The sequence below is a fragment of the Paeniglutamicibacter antarcticus genome (assembly GCF_039544305.1).
Classification (GTDB): Bacteria; Actinomycetota; Actinomycetes; order Actinomycetales; family Micrococcaceae; genus Paeniglutamicibacter; species Paeniglutamicibacter antarcticus_C.
On the sequence record NZ_BAABLK010000002.1, the window covers coordinates 40384 to 56355 of the forward strand.

General features: G+C 62.8%; 16 protein-coding genes and 2 riboswitches. Of the genes, 9 read left to right on the forward strand and 7 right to left on the reverse strand.

Features of this window, described 5'->3' with window-relative positions:
* Positions 1 to 199: 199 nt before the first annotated feature.
* The gene (locus ABEA12_RS00200) at positions 200 to 2014 is read left to right on the forward strand and encodes a threonine/serine exporter family protein (RefSeq protein ID WP_210101947.1); all 1815 of its coding nucleotides are present in this window, start codon (positions 200 to 202) and stop codon (positions 2012 to 2014) included.
* Here the strand turns inward: ABEA12_RS00200 and ABEA12_RS00205 are convergent.
* A complete protein-coding gene (locus ABEA12_RS00205; RefSeq protein WP_210101946.1) occupies positions 2011 to 2784 on the reverse strand; it encodes a uracil-DNA glycosylase in 774 nt (257 codons plus the stop codon). The genes ABEA12_RS00200 and ABEA12_RS00205 overlap by 4 nt on opposite strands.
* A gap of 134 nt (positions 2785 to 2918) precedes the next feature.
* Between ABEA12_RS00205 and ABEA12_RS00210 the strand changes: the two genes are divergently transcribed.
* From ABEA12_RS00210 to groL, 3 genes are all read left to right on the forward strand, one after another.
* Entirely contained in the window at positions 2919 to 3215 is a 297-nt protein-coding gene (locus ABEA12_RS00210; protein ID WP_210101945.1) for a DUF3263 domain-containing protein, read from the forward strand.
* Positions 3216 to 3309: 94 nt separating this feature from the next.
* The gene (locus tag ABEA12_RS00215) at positions 3310 to 4008 is read left to right on the forward strand and encodes a LytR C-terminal domain-containing protein (protein ID WP_210101944.1); all 699 of its coding nucleotides are present in this window, start codon (positions 3310 to 3312) and stop codon (positions 4006 to 4008) included.
* A 280-nt stretch (positions 4009 to 4288) separates the two neighbouring features.
* Positions 4289 to 5926, forward strand: a complete 1638-nt coding sequence (groL, locus tag ABEA12_RS00220) for a chaperonin GroEL (protein WP_210101943.1) — start codon at positions 4289 to 4291, stop codon at positions 5924 to 5926.
* 175 nt (positions 5927 to 6101) lie between these two features.
* On the opposite strand, the gene ABEA12_RS00225 is transcribed toward groL, so the two are convergent.
* The 5 genes from ABEA12_RS00225 to ABEA12_RS00245 all read right to left on the reverse strand — a co-directional run bounded on the left by ABEA12_RS00225 (position 6102) and on the right by ABEA12_RS00245 (position 10147).
* Positions 6102 to 7043, reverse strand: a complete 942-nt coding sequence (locus ABEA12_RS00225; protein ID WP_210101942.1) for a DUF4031 domain-containing protein — start codon at positions 7041 to 7043, stop codon at positions 6102 to 6104.
* Positions 7044 to 7082: 39 nt separating this feature from the next.
* Positions 7083 to 7373, reverse strand: a complete 291-nt coding sequence (locus ABEA12_RS00230) for a WXG100 family type VII secretion target (RefSeq protein WP_210101941.1) — start codon at positions 7371 to 7373, stop codon at positions 7083 to 7085.
* 177 nt (positions 7374 to 7550) lie between these two features.
* Positions 7551 to 9020 carry a sensor histidine kinase gene (locus ABEA12_RS00235; protein ID WP_345465630.1) on the reverse strand — a complete coding sequence of 490 codons (1470 nt, stop codon included), beginning with the start codon at positions 9018 to 9020 and terminating at the stop codon, positions 7551 to 7553.
* Positions 9021 to 9072: 52 nt separating this feature from the next.
* Positions 9073 to 9783, reverse strand: coding sequence for a response regulator transcription factor (locus ABEA12_RS00240; RefSeq protein WP_210101939.1), 711 nt, complete (start codon positions 9781 to 9783; stop codon positions 9073 to 9075).
* Between the two features lie 133 nt (positions 9784 to 9916).
* Entirely contained in the window at positions 9917 to 10147 is a 231-nt protein-coding gene (locus ABEA12_RS00245) for a hypothetical protein (protein WP_210101938.1), read from the reverse strand.
* Positions 10148 to 10392: 245 nt separating this feature from the next.
* Here ABEA12_RS00245 and ABEA12_RS00250 point away from each other — a divergent pair, with 245 nt between their 5' ends.
* Together ABEA12_RS00250 and ABEA12_RS00255 are read left to right on the forward strand one after the other, a co-directional pair.
* Entirely contained in the window at positions 10393 to 10776 is a 384-nt protein-coding gene (locus ABEA12_RS00250) for a cold-shock protein (protein WP_210101937.1), read from the forward strand.
* Positions 10777 to 10780: 4 nt separating this feature from the next.
* Positions 10781 to 11272, forward strand: coding sequence for a DUF3027 domain-containing protein (locus ABEA12_RS00255; protein ID WP_210101936.1), 492 nt, complete (start codon positions 10781 to 10783; stop codon positions 11270 to 11272).
* A 182-nt stretch (positions 11273 to 11454) separates the two neighbouring features.
* Here ABEA12_RS00255 and serC read toward each other — a convergent pair whose 3' ends face one another.
* On the reverse strand, positions 11455 to 12576 hold the full coding sequence (gene serC / locus ABEA12_RS00260; RefSeq protein ID WP_210101935.1) for a phosphoserine transaminase: 1122 nt from the start codon (positions 12574 to 12576) through the stop codon (positions 11455 to 11457).
* 194 nt (positions 12577 to 12770) lie between these two features.
* Here serC and ABEA12_RS00265 point away from each other — a divergent pair, with 194 nt between their 5' ends.
* The 3 genes from ABEA12_RS00265 to ABEA12_RS00275 all read left to right on the forward strand — a co-directional run bounded on the left by ABEA12_RS00265 (position 12771) and on the right by ABEA12_RS00275 (position 15969).
* Positions 12771 to 13469, forward strand: coding sequence for an iron-dependent transcriptional repressor DtxR (locus ABEA12_RS00265; RefSeq protein ID WP_210101934.1), 699 nt, complete (start codon positions 12771 to 12773; stop codon positions 13467 to 13469).
* A 94-nt stretch (positions 13470 to 13563) separates the two neighbouring features.
* Positions 13564 to 13732, forward strand: a riboswitch (cyclic di-AMP (ydaO/yuaA leader).
* 3 nt (positions 13733 to 13735) lie between these two features.
* On the forward strand, positions 13736 to 14743 hold the full coding sequence (locus ABEA12_RS00270; protein WP_345465641.1) for a M23 family metallopeptidase: 1008 nt from the start codon (positions 13736 to 13738) through the stop codon (positions 14741 to 14743).
* A 127-nt stretch (positions 14744 to 14870) separates the two neighbouring features.
* Positions 14871 to 15025, forward strand: a riboswitch (cyclic di-AMP (ydaO/yuaA leader).
* A gap of 5 nt (positions 15026 to 15030) precedes the next feature.
* Positions 15031 to 15969, forward strand: coding sequence for an NlpC/P60 family protein (locus ABEA12_RS00275; protein ID WP_210101932.1), 939 nt, complete (start codon positions 15031 to 15033; stop codon positions 15967 to 15969).
* The last annotated feature ends 3 nt before the right edge of the window (positions 15970 to 15972 follow it).

A 15972-nucleotide genomic window follows, 5' to 3' on the forward strand; every position in this document is an offset into this window, starting at 1 on the left:
ATTTCCGGGGGTGCTTCCAAGAGAACTTTCCCTATGTGCACACCAAAATTGTCTAAATTCCGTACCCGTTATGGGTCTTCCCGCGGCAGCGGCGACAACGGTGTCCACGGCGCTGAATGTGAGATGCACGGCTCGTGGATCATGGGGCGATACCGCGGCTGTAGTGTGGTGTGAACAGGCGCAATTGACAGGAGAAAGCGTGTCTTCAGGTAAGGACCCGGACGCCAACACACCGGCATCCCCCGGCGAGGATCCCAACCCGCAGGTCTCGAGCATTCGCCGTGTCCAAACGCGGGAAATGATCAACATCGCCCAGGCCCTGACGGACGCAGCAGCCCACGCGCAAAATGCCCCCAGGATTCCCGACGCAGCACCGCGGAAGACCGACGCGCCCGGCGCTGCGCTCCCGCAAGCCTCCGTGGGCGCAAAGCCCGCGATCAAGCCAGGGGGCAAACCCGTGGCGAAGCGTCCGGGGAGCCCGCGGCCGCCAAAGCAGCCAAAGCCTGTTCGTCCCGCCCGCAGCCAGCGTCCCACCACGTTGGCCCAGGACGCCATCAATGCCAAGACAGGTTTGGTCGGAGTTACCCATTCCGGGGCCCCTTCACTGCCTCCGCGGGTAAACCCCACGGCCAAGCGAATGATTTCGCGCTTGCTGGCTTCGGATTCCCCGCCCACCCAGGCGATCGACATCGTTGAAAAGCTCAGGGGAACTCCGTACGCGAACCCGAAGGTGAATGCGACCAAGGACGCTTCGGCCCGCAAAACCCTTGAATTCGCCCTAGACCTGGCAGAGAGCATGTTCCGCTACGGGGCTGGGTCATTGGAGGTCGAGACGAGCGTCATCGCCGTGACTGCGGCGTTGGGGCTTCGCCATACCGACGTGGACATCACCAACCAGTCCATCCACCTGAACTTCTCCCCGCCGGAGGGCGAATCGTTCTCCATGCTGCGCGTTGTACGCTCCTGGACGAACAACTTTGCCGGGCTGGCGCAAGTGCACCAACTGGTCTCGGATATTGTTTCCGGCGGCGTGACGCGTCAACAGTCGGTGGACAGGCTGCGCGATATTTCACGCAAGCCAAGGCCGTTCCCGCGCTGGATGGTCGCCGCGGCAACCGGGCTCTTTGCCGCCTGTTTCGTGGTCTTCATCGGCGGCTCCCTGCTGGGGTCGGCCTTGGCTTTCGTCTCATCGGTGGCGCTTGGCCCGGTGGCGAAATATGCATCTCGGTGGCGCGTTCCGGAGTTCTTTGCCATAGCGACCTCCAGCTTCATTGTTACCGCCATAGCCGTGCTTTTCCATGCTTTGCGGGCGCCCATCGATCCTGCGCTGGTGGTGGCCGGAGGAATCCTTCTGCTCTTGCCCTCTGCCAGGTTCGTTTCCGCGCTTCAGGATGCGATCAACGGGTTCCCCGTCACTGCCGCCGGGCGTTTCTTTTCCGCGGCGTTGACCTATGCCGCGATCCTGACCGGCATCATGGCTGCCTTGGTATCCGCAGCGATGTTTGGCGCCCCGAAGCTGGATGTCAGTGTCATCGACACGATTTCCTATCCTGGTTGGCTCCTGGCCGCTTTGGTGGTGGTGGCGGTCATCGCCGGGGCGATCACCGAGCAATCGGACCCGAAGCTCCTGCTGCCCACCGGGGCAATCGCACTGATGGGCTACCTGATCCTTTTGGGGATCCAGGCCTTGGGCGTGGGGGACAGGGCTTCGCCCGCCGTCGCTGCGACGTTCATTGGCCTGGCCGGTCGCTGGGTGGCTTTCAAGTTGCGTGCCCCTCAACTGGTGCTAGCCGCACCGGCCATTGTGTTCCTGCTGCCCGGACTGATGATCTTCCGTTCCATGTACGGGATCGTCTTCAACGTCGATGACATGTCCGGCGCCATGATCCAGATGTTCACCGCCTTCACGATCATGATGGCCATTGCCGGCGGCGTGGTCTTTGGCGACACCATCGCGCGCCCGCTGATCGGCGCCGAGGTACTGGCTGAACGCCGTAACATCCGCCGGCGTTAAGACCTCTGGGCAACGGCCGGAAGCGTCCAGTCGATGGGTGCCCCGCCGGAAGCCAGCAGTAGCGCGTTGGCCCGGGAGAAGGGCTTGGAGCCAAAGAACCCGCGCCGTGCCGACAGTGGCGAGGGGTGCGCGGAGGAGATGATCGGGATCGGCTCCAAGGCAGGAGCCAATGACTGGGCGTCCTTGCCCCATAATATGGCGACGATCGGACCACCGCGGGCGGCAAGGGCCCCCATCGCGGCGTCGGTCACTGCCTCCCAGCCGAGCTTCCGGTGTGACCCAGCATCGCCCGAACCCACCGTGGGCACTCGGTTCAAGAGCACCACGCCTTGGTCCGCCCACGCAGAAAGGTCCCCGTGCCCCGGGGTCTTCACGCCGGTGTCCTCGTGAAGCTCGGTGTAGATGTTCTTCAGGCTGCGCGGCAGCGGGTGCACCGCTGGCAGCGCGGCAAAACTCAGCCCCATCGAATGCCCCGGCGTGGGATAGGGGTCTTGGCCCATGACCAACACCCGGGCCATGGCCAGCGGACGGCTGAAGGCCCGCAGGATGTTCCCCGGCTCGGGCAGGATGCGCTCGCCGGCGGCACGCCTTGCCTCCAAGATGTGTGCCAGTGCCACCAGCTGCCCTTCCACCGGGGCCAGTGCCTCGGCCCAGTCTGCCGCCACGAAGCCTTTATCAACGGCCTGGCAGAGCCCGTTGGCGAAGGGGAAGGGCGTGGCGTCCCTGGCCGGGGCGGCGAGCTCGAACAGTGGTGTTTCGTGCGGTTCCATGGAAACCATTGTGGGCCGTGGCCCGGCACGAATGACAGCTGGCTCGTCGAGTGACACGTTAGGATACTTAGAGTTGAGGCAGATTGCCCGGTGGTTCGCCGTGTATCGGGAACCGGATCAATGAGGGAAGTGCGATGTCATCAGAGACGCTTGGGTTCGAATTCGAGCTAGATGAATCCAGCGACCTGGACGAGCGTTCCCAGCGGATTCTCGCGCTGGAACGCCACTGGTGGAAGTACGCCGGTGCTAAGGAACAAGCCATCTCCCAGATGTTCTCCATCTCGGCGGCAAATTACTATCAACTGTTGAACACACTTATCGACACGGACGCGGCGCTGGCCCATGACCCCATGCTGGTCAAGCGATTGCGTAGACTACGAACGACGAGGCATCGCGCTCGGACGGCGAAAAGGCACGATTCCGAGGCATGATCGCAACGCTCGTGGGGCATTTCGGGGCTCGACGGCGCTTGTGCTCCTGTATCCGCGTACGCCCATACTGCAAGCCACTTCACCGAGGACGGGCATGACCAACTATCCGCGCGATGAATTTGATCGCGTCCCTGAGTTCAGTAACCGTAGCGGCTCGCACCGCGAGAACGGCTGGGCATCTGCCGCATCCGTGGGCGGGGCTCAATCCGGGTTGCGCTGGTTGATGGTCTTTGGTGCGCTGGCCTTGGTGGTGGGACTCTTCTCCTTCATGGTCTTGCCCAAGCTCGTGGGCTCCTCGGATGACCCGGCGCCGGCGGCGGCGAGTTCCTCGGGCACCCAGGAACCAACTGTTGCGCCGCCGGAATCGGCGTCCGACCCCGAATCCGGGAAACCTTCCGAATCCAGCGCTGCGAGCGAATCTGAAAAACCGAGCGATTCGGCTGATGAGTCCGCTGATCCGAGGGAATCGACCGGGTCCTCGGAGTCGGCCGATGCCGGTGAAAGCGACATGCCCGAAGGCGTGGATGCATCCATGGCGATGGGTGTCTACAACGGCGCCACCGTCGGCGGTATCGCCGGCACGGCCCGCACGACCCTGCTGGAGGCCGGATACAGCAACGTCTCGGCGTCGAACTGGACCAAGAAGGTCACCTATTCCACCGTCTACTACCGCAGTGAGAGCCATAAGGCCACGGCGGAGGCTGCGGCCAAGGAACTGGGCATCACCTCGATCATGCAGAGCGTAAATATCCCCGGCAATATCGCTATCGTGCTGGGAAGCAACTTCCGTTAGTCCTTCCCGGAGCCGACTACGCTGTCGGCAAAGCCCCACAGCTTGCACTCCGAGTCCTAGAGTGCCAAGATTTGTATTAGCACTCGCACGTATCGACTGCTAGTTCGGTTGAAGTTTCGACCGGATCCATGCGGTTTGGTGATGTTGTTTGAGTGAGTCCTTGACCAAGGCAGCGAGAAGTTTTTGCGATCGTCCCATGACATCGCGGATTCTTCGTCCGTCGCGGGCGTTGCCTCAGGTCGTAGATACGCATGACCGTCCCGAAAGGACATAAGCCCCTATGGCCAAAATGATTGCATTCGACGAGGAAGCCCGCCGAGGCCTCGAGCGCGGACTGAACATCCTGGCTGACGCCGTCAAGGTTACCCTTGGCCCGCGTGGACGCAACGTCGTTCTTGAGAAGAAGTGGGGCGCACCCACGATCACCAACGACGGCGTCTCCATCGCCAAGGAGATCGAGCTCGACGACCCGTACGAGAAGATCGGTGCCGAGCTCGTCAAGGAGGTCGCCAAGAAGACCGACGACGTCGCAGGCGACGGCACCACCACCGCCACCGTCCTGGCACAGGCCTTGGTCAAGGAAGGCCTGCGCAACGTTGCTGCTGGCGCCGACCCGCTTTCCCTGAAGCGAGGCATCGAGAAGGCAGTGGACGCGGTCACCGCAGAGCTGCTGGCCTCCGCCAAGGAAATCGAGACCAAGGAACAGATCGCTGCCACCGCATCGATCTCCGCCGGTGACAACGAAATCGGCGCACTGATCGCCGAGGCACTGGACAAGGTCGGCAAGGAAGGTGTCATCACCGTCGAGGAGTCGAACACCTTCGGCCTCGAGCTTGAGCTCACCGAGGGCATGCGCTTCGACAAGGGCTACATCTCGGCCTACTTCGTCACCGACAACGAGCGCCAGGAAACGGTCCTTGAGGATCCGTACGTCCTGATCGTCAACTCGAAGATCACCAACGTCAAGGACATGGTCTCCATCCTGGAGAAGGTCATGCAGTCGAACAAGCCGCTGCTGATCATCGCAGAGGACATCGAAGGCGAAGCCTTGGCAACGCTGATCGTGAACAAGATCCGTGGCCTGTTCAAGTCCGTCGCCGTCAAGGCACCGGGCTTCGGCGACCGCCGCAAGGCCATGCTGGCCGACATCGCCATCCTCACCGGTGGCCAGGTCATCTCCGAGGAAATCGGCCTGAAGCTCGAAAACGCCACTATCGACCTGCTGGGCTCCGCCCGCAAGGTAGTCGTCACCAAGGACGAGACCACCATCGTCGAAGGTGCCGGAGACGCCGAGGAGATCGCCGGACGCGTGAACCAGATTCGCGCCGAGATCGAGAACTCCGATTCGGACTACGACCGCGAGAAGCTGCAGGAGCGCCTGGCCAAGCTGGCTGGCGGAGTTGCAGTCATCAAGGCCGGAGCGGCAACCGAGGTTGAGCTCAAGGAGCGCAAGCACCGCATCGAAGATGCAGTGCGCAACGCCAAGGCTGCAGTCGAAGAGGGAATCGTCGCCGGTGGCGGCGTATCCCTCATCCAGGCCGGCGCCATCGCATTCCCGAAGCTGAAGCTGGAAGGCGACGAAGCAACCGGTGCAAACATCGTGCGCGTTGCCATCGAAGCCCCGCTGAAGCAGATCGCCTTCAACGCAGGCCTGGAGCCAGGCGTCGTTGCCGACAAGGTCAAGGGCCTGCCCGCAGGCCACGGACTTAACGCAGCAACCGGCGTGTACGAGGACCTGCTTGCAGCAGGCGTGAACGACCCGGTAAAGGTGACCCGCTCTGCACTGCAGAACGCCGCCTCGATCGCCGGATTGTTCCTCACCACCGAAGCCGTGGTTGCAGACAAGCCGGCCCCGGCCGGCTCTGCAGCACCGGGTGGCGATGACATGGGTGGCATGGGTGGCATGGGCGGATTCTAATCCCCCTGCTGCACCACGCCTAGCGTGTAGTCTTCGCTAGCGAAACCACGGGCCGCTTTCCCTTCCCGTGCACTGTTCCCCTTCGGGGCGGACGGTGTACAGGCGGGGGAGGCGGCCCGTTTCGCTTAACCCGGGTCCGCGCCGTTGCGATGGGCCCAAGGTTGCTTGCGTAGCTTCAGGACATGCCGGAGCGATGCGCCGGGAGCTGGATTCCACCGTTCAGCCGACCCCAGGGTTCCAGGTCCCGCAGTTCGGCCTCGATATTGGCCCTAGCAGGTTCCTCCCAGAGCTCTTGGCCCCGGGAACTGGAGTACAGCGAACGGCCATCCAGCAGCCTGTGCAGGATCAGGGTGCGGCCTCGGGCAAATTCGGCATCGGAAACATGGGCATATTCGAGGCGCACCGCAGAGGCGTAGCGCCTGTAGGCGGCAGGCTTCCGCGCCAGCACTTCAAGGTCGGCATCGCAGAGCAGTGCCCCCGCGGAATCCCCCGGTTCGGGCTTGTGCGTTTTGGTTAGCGCGACCAGCCGAACCACTTCCTCCACGACCGGTGCACGAACCCCCTGGAACTCCAGGCGGTCGAGGGCCAAGGCCGCGGAATCCTCTTCGTCCGTTGCCGTGCCCTGGTAGACGGCGTCGTGGAACCACGCTGCAAGGTACACCGGGAGGTGTGCAGGCACATAGGTAGTTGATCGGGTCAAGGCCTCAAGGGAAGTGAGCACCGCAAGCAGGTGTGCCCGGTCGTGGTAGAAACGTTGTTTCTGGCTCCAGCAAGACAACAGCTCGCGGCCAAGCGCGGGTGCGGCCAGGCCCAAGGCGTCCCAGCGAGAGAGCAACACTGCTTCGAGGCGTTCGGGCCGCTCCTTTGCGCGCACCCGCAACCCGGAGGAAATCAGGCGGCGCACCAGCTCGGTGGCCGGGACCGGGAGCGCGCCGGCGGCCACCAGCGTCTGATAGCGACGTTGTGGCACATCGTAGTGGTCTCGGTCGAAGGCACGCTCCGGCAAACCCTGGGCCCTGGCGAAGCCATGCAACTCTCCCAAGGAGACATCCGAGACCAAGTGCGAAAAGAGCGTTCCGTGGGCCGGCCAGGAGGGGGGATCAATGAGAAGGGACACGTTTCCACACTAGTACGCCCCAAACCCTGGCAACGCGGATCAATAGGTAAAGAGGCTCGCATTGGCTGCTTCCGCCTCGTCGTACTGCGTTGAAGCGCGGTTCAGCGCCGTGCCGATGGAAGAAAGCGACTCCTCCACGCGCGCCTGGGTGTTGCGCCAGTCAGCGACCACCGACTGGAAGTTGCTCGAGGCCGCCCCCTGCCAAGTACCTTGCAAGTCCTGCAGCGAGGACGTCAACGAGTTCACCTCCGCCCGCACTCGTTCGATGGTGGCATGCAGGTTCATTGACCGGGCCTGCATCTCATTGGTGTTGGCGGCAAAAGTGCTCATGATCGTCTTCACTCCCGTGCGATGGTTGCTGGCGCCGGGACCATGCAGGGCGTTGCTCCTGGGGCACCGGTGGGAAACCCGCCAAGGATGTCGTGCGTGCTTCCGTCTTCAGGGTAAAAACACGCACCCCGCTGTTGGGAGATGCCGCAGCGGGGTGTGGATAACGCGGGGAGGTGGCTAGTCGATCTCAGTGCCTTCAGGGTCGTCCTCGGGCGTGACGTAGGGCAGATGGATCGACATGGTTGCCCCGCCGCCGGCTGTCTCGCTGAGCCTGATTGATCCGTCGTGTTGCGCGGCGATCGCCGCGACGATGGCCAGCCCGAGCCCGGTTCCGCCGGTTTGGCGCTGTCGGGAAGAATCCGCGCGGTAGAACCGTTCGAAGACCCGGCCCGCGTCGTCCTCGGAGATGCCTGGGCCGTGGTCCCGGATTTCCAACACGGCATCGGACCATCCGTCGATGACGGGCTTGACACCCACTGCGATCTCGATGTCGGTGCCCTCGGGGGTGTAGCGCAGGGCATTAGTCATCAAATTGGCCACAATCTGCCGCAATCTCGCCTCGTCCCCGCTGGTGGGTGCCGGCTGGGGGGAGCCTCCGTCCAAGCCGACCAGGCGCACCTTGCGATCCGCCGCGTTGACCCGGGCGTCCTCGACGGTGTCACCGGCCAGCATCAACAGGTCGATGGGCTTGCGCTCCAGCGGGCGCTGCTCATCGAGCCGTGCCAGGGTCAGCAGGTCCTCGACCAGCTGGCCCATGCGCTTTGACTCGGCCTCGATGCGGCCCATGGCGGTGCGCAACATCTCCGGGTCGTTCAGCCCACCTTGGCGATAGAACTCGGAGTAGCCCTGGATCGTCACCAGCGGAGTGCGCAACTCGTGCGAGGCGTCTTGGATGAACCGGCGCATCTTGTGTTCCGAGGCGGCCCGTCCGCGGAAGGCGTGCTCGATGTGGGCCAGCATGGCGTTCAACGAACGCGAGAGGCGTCCGACTTCGGTCTCCGGAGGGTAGTCCTCCACACGGCGGGACAGGTCACCGGCGGCGATGGCGGCGGCGGTGCGTTCGACCCGGATCAGAGGCAGCAGTGCCCGGGTGGTGATCCCGTAGGCGATCATTGACATCAGCAACGTGGCCAGCATGCCGGTGGACATCACCAGCATCGTGGCCTTGGTGACGGTGTCGTTTACCGAGGTCATGGGCAGGGCATAGATGAGGTCGTAGTCGGTGCGCGGCAGATCCACGATGCGTACCCGCCATCCGGAGGAGCCAATGTTGGTGCCTGGCACAGAAAGCGTGGCCGCTGGATCCTCACGCAACCGTTCCAGCGCGTCGGGGTCGACCTCCGGCGCGTCCTGTGGTTTCTGGTCCGCGGACGGCTTGCGCGGCATCTTGTAAAGGATCGTCCCCGACTCGTCGCGCAGGTCCCCGTAGAAACGGGCCACGCCGTTGGATTTGGGGTTGATGGTGGTGATGCCCGCATAGTCGTTGAGCATCGAGGAGGTGACCGTGGCGGTGTTGGTCTTCAGGTCGGTGTCCAGTTGTGCAGTGAGCATCAACCGCAGTGACTGCGCCGACCCGACTGCCGTGACCACGATTCCCAGGATCATCAGGGAGCTCATGAGCGCAACGAGCTTGGTCCGAAGCGACACCTGTCGCCAGAACCTGCGGGCGCTTTCCACGTAGGGGAACCGGTCTTTCGTCTTAGCGGCGGTCAGCGGTTCGCATCAGGTAGCCGACACCGCGCTTGGTCTGGATCAGCGAGGGCCACTCGGGGCGCGAATCGATCTTCCGGCGCAGGTAGGAAATATAGGATTCCACGATCGAGGCATCGCCGTTGAAGTCGTATTCCCACACGTGGTCCAGGATCTGCGCCTTGGACAGCACCCGGTTTGGGTTCATCATCAGGTAGCGCAGCAACTTGAATTCGGTCGGGGAGAGTTCGATGACTTCCCCCGAGCGGCGCACCTCGTGGGCGTCGTCGTTTAGCTCAAGGTCATCGACGCGAATGATCGCGGCATCTTCCTCGTCGGGCTGCGTACGTCGCAGCACTGCGCGGATGCGGGCCACGACCTCATCGAGGCTGAATGGCTTGGTGACGTAGTCATCCCCGCCGACGGTGAGCCCGGTGACTTTGTCTTCGGTGTCGTCGCGTGCTGTGAGGAACAGCACGGGGAAATGCTTGCCGGCTGCGCGCAACCGGCGGGTGATGGTGAATCCGTCCATGTCCGGGAGCATCACATCGAGCACGGCAAGGTCAGGGGTCTGGGCTTCGACGGCGGCCAAGGCCTCGCGGCCATTGGCCGCAGCAACCACTTCGAACCCTGCGAAACGCAGGGAGGTGGAAAGCAGTTCGCGGATGTTTGGCTCATCATCGACGACCAAGAGCTTTGCTTCTGGGGTTTTGGCGTTCATGGCTACCAGTCTGCAACCGATATCTGTAAGAACCCTGTGTGTTTCTTGTGCGCGCAAGGACTTGTGCCCCGGCGCCGGCGCCCAAAGTGCCCTGAACTTGCCGAAAGCCGGAGCAACGAGCGGGTGGGCGCGCTCAGCTGGAACGTCGGCGTTCGCGGAAGTTCAGCACCAGGACGGCCATGAGCAGGATGAAGGCCAGCGGCAGTCCGTAGAGTGCAACGGCAAGCAGAGCGGGCGTGGCGGCCACCTGCAGCATGTACTGAACGAGCACCGTCACCAGCGCAGCGAGAGAAACGACGGCGATCCCTCCGGCCAGGAAGGTGAGGATGCGTTGGGAGGCAGGGTTCGAAGCGGTGGTGTTCACCCTTTAAAACTACCGCGCGCAGGGCGAAGGGCCACATCGGGCCCGTCCCTCTTAGGTGGAGGGTGTGAAGCCGCGAATGTCGTACCCTAGAAGATATATACTTCCCCGGACGCATGAACCCGTCCGCAAGACCCCCTCGGTGGGGGATTGCGGGGTAGCGAGCCGGGAGACCGCCAGAATTGGGAACGCGGAACAGCTTGACCCCGTGGTTGGCCCATCGAGACGCAAGAACGAGGTAGCTAGACGTGCCAACCGGCAAAGTGAAATGGTACGAACCCTCCAAGGGGTTCGGATTCCTGGTGACCGACGAGGGCCAGGAAGTGTATTTGAACGCCTCGGCGTTGCCCGCGGGCGTAACCGAGCTGCGCGCCGGTACCCGCATGGAGTTCGGCATTGCTGAAGGACACAAGGGCGCCCAGGCGCTCAGCGTGCGCACCCTTGACGACGCACCCTCGGTGGCCCGCGCCAAGCGAAAGCCTGCCGTGGACACCGCTGTGCTGATCGAGGACCTGATCCAGGTGCTCGACTCGGTCTCCAACGGGTTGCGCAAAGGCCGCTACCCGGAAAAAACACATGGCGCCAAGATTGCATCCGTGCTGCGCGCCGTAGCCGACGACTTGGACGCCTAATCCCATGGTACGCAAACCGATACTGGACCTGACACTGGCCAAGGCCATCGGGCCGGCACGTGAGGCATTGCTCGAAATCACCGATGGGTCGCTGATCGGCGAACACCTCGAGGCGGTCAGCGACGGCGAACGCTTGGTCACCCACCGTTTCGCCGCATTGCTCCCGGGGTACGAGGGTTGGTGCTGGTTCGCGACGCTGACCCGCATCCCTCGCGCCCAGGCCAAGGACCTTACGGTGTGTGAGGTCGGGATCGTTCCGGGCGAGGATGCGTTGTTGGCGCCGCCTTGGGTTCCCTGGGCCGAACGCGTCAGCCCGGAGGAGAGGGACGCCGAGCGCAGCGCAGCGGAGGAAGCAGCAGCCGCAGCGAGCGGCGCCGAGACCCCGGCTGGGGAGCCTTCCGAAGGGCAATCCACCGAGGAAATCTTGGATGGATACGGCCCTGGTCAAACTGCCGAAGCGGATGCATACCAGCCTGATTCAGAAAACTTTAAATAACTGAAAAGTAACCTAGGTGATATATCTACTAGGTTACGAAAAAGGACCGGGTGGAGCTCCACCCGGTCCTTTTCTTGCGTGGAAATGAACCTCTTCCACGGGCGCCGGGAAAGAAGAGGCGATGCCCCGGCAACTGGTATCAACCAGCGTCGGTGCACCGCCCCGAGGTTTCCGGTGGGAAACTAGCTGTTCTGCAAGACGTACTCGATGCATTTGAGCAGGGCCGAGACGTCCTCGGGCTCGATCGCGACGAAAGTCGCGATTCGTAGCTGGTTGCGTCCAAGCTTGCGGTACGGCTCGACGTCCACCACGCCGTTGGCGCGCAGGGTCTTGGCGATGGCTGCAGCATCGACGGAACCGTCAAAATCGATCGTGGCAATGACGTTGGAGCGGTCCTCGGCTGATGCGACGTACGGACTTGCCACCTTGGAAGCCTCGGCCCAGTCGTAGACCCGCGAAGCTGAATCAGCTGTGCGAGCGGCCGCGAATTCCAGGCCGCCGTTGGCGTTGAGCCACTGCACCTGGGCATTGAGCGTGACCAGGGTGGACAGGGCCGGGGTGTTGTAGGTCTGGTTCAGCCGCGAATTGTCGATTGCCGTCTTCAGGCTCAGGAAATCAGGGATCCAGCGGCCCGATGAAGCAATTTCCTCGGCGCGCGCAATTGCCGCCGGGGAGAAGAACGCGATCCAAAGGCCGCCGTCCGAGGCGAAGTTCTTCTGCGGAGCGAAGTAATAGACGTCGGCCTGGGAGACATCCACTGCCAGCCCTCCAGCTGCCGAGGTGGCATCAATGACAACCAGGGAGTCCTCATCGGCGCCTTCGACCCGGTGAACGGGCGCGGCAACGCCGGTGGAGGTCTCGTTCTGGGGCCAAGCATATACATCCACGCCGGCTTCGGCCACGGGAACCGGGCGCGTGCCGGGTTCCGCCACGATGATGGAGGACGGCTTCAGGAACGGTGCCTTGTTGGTTGCCGACGCGAACTTCGACCCGAATTCGCCGAAGGAGAGGTGCTGGGCCTTGTTGCGGACCAACCCGAAGGTGGCAACGTCCCAAAACGCGGTGGATCCGCCAACGCCGAGGACAACCTCGTAGTCGTCAGGGGCGTTGAAGAAGGTTTTTAGGCCTTCCTGGATTTCCCCCACCAGGTTTTTCACCGGGGCCTGGCGGTGCGAGGTCCCCAGGAGCCGCGTGCCTGCGTCGACGAGGGCCTGGAGCTGTTCAGGCCGGACCTTGGAGGGCCCCGCGCCGAATCGGCCGTCCACGGGCAAAAGGTCTTCGGGAATGGTCACGACGGTGCTCATGCTGCTCCTCATAAGGGTGTTTTGCGCTTTGACACCCTCGCATCCGTTCTTTGATGCGATCCAGGGATGCCCAACGGTTCAATAATCCCGCACTCTGATGCCCAATGCGTAATAACGAGTCGGCAATGTGAACGCAGGTAGAGTGGAAGCGTAGTGAATTGTTGTAAAAATCAACCCATGCGGGAGCTGCAAACGTGTCAGACCTGATCGATACCACCGAAATGTACCTGCGCACCATCCTGGAACTCCAGGAGGAGGGCATTATTGCCCTGCGCGCGCGCATTGCCGAGCGACTGGGGCATTCGGGCCCCACGGTTTCGCAAACGGTGGCCCGCATGGAGCGTGACGGTTTGGTCGTGGTGACTCCCGACCGGCACCTTGAGCTGACCGAGCATGGCGCGGAAGTCGCCACCGGGGTGATGCGCAAGCACCGCCTGGCCGAACGCCTGCTGGCAGATGTGATCGGGCTGGAGTGGGAGTACGTCCACGAGGAGGCCTGCCGCTGGGAGCACGTCATGAGCGAACGGGTGGAGCAGCGGCTTTATAAGTTGCTTGGCCAGCCTGCCTCGTCCCCGTACGGAAACCCGATACCGGGACTCGAAGCATTGGGTGGACCCGTGCTATCCGAAATCTCCGTAGGTGTCCAAAGTCTCGATTCGGCCCTTCTGGACGGCAATGTCGGGCCCGTTCGCATCGAACGCCTGGCCGAAACCATCCAGGTTGAACCCGAGTTGCTGGTGCAACTCGATGAGGGCGGTATTCGTCCTGGAGCCCTAGTCACCCTAGAAAGGGCCGAAGATTACGTGGTTGTGCGCGTCCAGGGCATCGAGGGAGCGCTGGAGCTTCCGACCGAAGTCAGCGCCCATGTATTCGTCCGCCGCATGGATAGATAACGGAATTGTAACTTTGGCGCAAATGGCGGTAGGGTTTCACGTTGGGTTGCACTTAGGTAATCCAGTCCTGATCCGGTTCGCATAACCCTACCGGCGGATACAGGAGCAAGAATTCGCGGTAGGGGCGGAGGACCCATTCAACCGTTCCTGGCCATTGGCCATGGCACTCGGGGTGAAGCTGAGTCCGCCTAAGTGGGCTCGGCCGAGTTGCCTCATGACTCGAATCCGACAGCTAACTTCGCAGGCGATATATGAGAGGTTGTCATTTGACTCAGCAGCACACTTCCGGACGCCGTCGTGCGTCCGGTACCGTTGATGCTTCGCCTGCTGAAGGCTCACTAGAGCAGATTGTCGACACCGCCCTGAGCGGTGCGAACACTTCCCGACGCTCCGGTCGACGCGCACTGAGCGCTGTCCCGGAAGGTTTCGAGGCCGCTGGATCCGCACAGTACACAGGGCGTCGCTTCGACGCTGGCCTGCGCTACGGGGTATCCCCGGATTCGGCATCGATCGCTGGCACCCAACTGCCCGTGGAGCCGACCGCACCAGTGGTGCCGGTCGACGTGCCGGGTGAAGCTGACGAGCTGGACAACGTCCTGAAGTTCGCACCCCGGGCCAAACGCTCCCGCCTTGGGTTTACGCACAAGATCGCCGCCGTTGCAGCTGTTTCAGGGCTCGCGTTCGCAGCCGCCACCCCCGCGCAGGAAGCCGAAGAGACCGTCGCCGGTTCCGAGCGCGTGGCCCAGTCCGTCGTGGTTGACGTGACGGCCCCTGTCGGTGACGAGGTCAAGATCGAGCGAGCCTCGGTCACCAGCGAATTCACCAAGGAAGACAAGCTGGCAATGGTCATGACCGCTGCCGGCGGAGATGTCACGGCGATGACCAAAACAGGTGTTCTGGCCCAGCCGGTGGACTCCGTGCGACTGACCTCGCGCTTTGGCCACCGCAAGAACCCGACCGGTCCCGGCTTCATGAACCACAACGGCCTGGACTACGGAGTTGCCTGTGGCACTCCGGTCAAGGCGAGCGCCGCGGGCACGGTAGTGCAGTCAGAGTTAGCCGGTCACTCCGGCAACCGTGTGAAGGTCGATCACGGCAACGGACTGGAAACAAGCTACAACCACAATTCCGCCTTGAAGGTGTCTGTGGGACAAAAGGTCCAGCGCGGGGATGTCGTCTCATTGAGCGGCACCACGGGCAACTCGACTGGATGTCACCTGCACCTCGAGGTCATCGTCAACAGCCAGTGGGTAGACCCCGAGGGTTGGTTATAACGGCAATTGTCACCGTTCCGTGACCGTAACGTGACTTTTGCAGATGCTTCATATATTCTAAATAAGTGATCGGGGAATACCCCTGCTCACCGCCGCGGGAAGTGCCGAGCACTGCCAGCCCACGGTGTCCGTTCAATTACTCGTTTGGCAGTGGCGGGGGACCCAATTTCGGTTTCTATACCAGGAAGCCTTGGGGTTAAGCAGCTCGACCTGGCGGTCGATTTGCCGAGTGACTCCCACTCGAACCCGACAGCTCACCCCGTAGGCATCAGGAGAGGCAATATCACGTGACTACACGTCGTCAAGCATTGGGCCGCCACCGCGCGACCGCGGTTCGGACCAACCCACTCGAGTCCATTTCGAAGGCAGTCGCCTCGAACGCCGGATCGGTAGGCCGTCAGGCAGCCGTTATCGCAGCAGCATCAGGCCTCGTCCTAACCCTGGGCGTTCCGGCAGCGCAGGGGGATGTTTCCCGCGAAGCTACTGCGGTCCCCGTTGAAGGCCTTTCGGCAGAACGCGTCGCGGTAAAGGCCGTATCGGTCGCCGCAACCGGCGCCAAGGACCTGAACATCGAGCGCGCGGAATTCACCTCTAAGCCCGCTCCGGCTCCCGTAGTGATCGCAGTGGCCGACGAGGTCGCCCCGAAGTCCAACAGCACTGCCCCGGTGACGCGCTCGAGCAACAACTCGAACTCCACCGCGCCGCAGACCCGCTCGAGCAACAACTCGAACTCCACCGCGCCGCAGACCCGCTCGAGCAACAACTCTGACTCCAGCGCCCCGATGACCCGCGAAAGCCGCGGCAACTCCTCGCCGGCACCGGTCGCGTCAACTCCTGAGGCGCCCAAAGCCGAGAGCAAAACCAAGTCTGTCAACACGGGCAACCTTTCGGGTATCGCTGCAACCGCTGCCAAATACGTGGGCGCACCCTACGTATGGGGCGGGAATACACCTTCGGGTTGGGACTGCTCCGGGTTCGTCAAGTACGTTTACGCAAAGCACGGCATCAATATCGCACGTGGCACGTCCGCGATCCGCGGTTCGGGCCAGTTCGTTCGCACCGGCAGCCCGAAGCCGGGCGACTTGGTCTTCCAGAACGGTGGAGGCCACGTCGGTATCTACCTCGGTGGAGGTAAGATGATCGGCGCACAGAACCCGAGTACCGGGACCATCTTGCACGACGTTTCGCGCAACCCGCTCTACGGCTACTACACGCTCAAGGGCTAAGTA

Excerpts from the sequence above, each read along its gene's own strand:
- ABEA12_RS00205 (WP_210101946.1), bottom strand. The coding sequence starts at position 2,784 with ATGGAACCGCACGAAACACCACTGTTCGAGCTCGCCGCCCCGGCCAGG.
- ABEA12_RS00210 (WP_210101945.1), top strand. The coding sequence starts at position 2,919 with ATGTCATCAGAGACGCTTGGGTTCGAATTCGAGCTAGATGAATCCAGC.
- ABEA12_RS00215 (WP_210101944.1), top strand. The coding sequence starts at position 3,310 with ATGACCAACTATCCGCGCGATGAATTTGATCGCGTCCCTGAGTTCAGT.
- groL (WP_210101943.1), top strand. The coding sequence starts at position 4,289 with ATGGCCAAAATGATTGCATTCGACGAGGAAGCCCGCCGAGGCCTCGAG.
- ABEA12_RS00230 (WP_210101941.1), bottom strand. The coding sequence starts at position 7,373 with ATGAGCACTTTTGCCGCCAACACCAATGAGATGCAGGCCCGGTCAATG.
- ABEA12_RS00240 (WP_210101939.1), bottom strand. The coding sequence starts at position 9,783 with ATGAACGCCAAAACCCCAGAAGCAAAGCTCTTGGTCGTCGATGATGAG.
- ABEA12_RS00255 (WP_210101936.1), top strand. The coding sequence starts at position 10,781 with ATGGTACGCAAACCGATACTGGACCTGACACTGGCCAAGGCCATCGGG.
- serC (WP_210101935.1), bottom strand. The coding sequence starts at position 12,576 with ATGAGCACCGTCGTGACCATTCCCGAAGACCTTTTGCCCGTGGACGGC.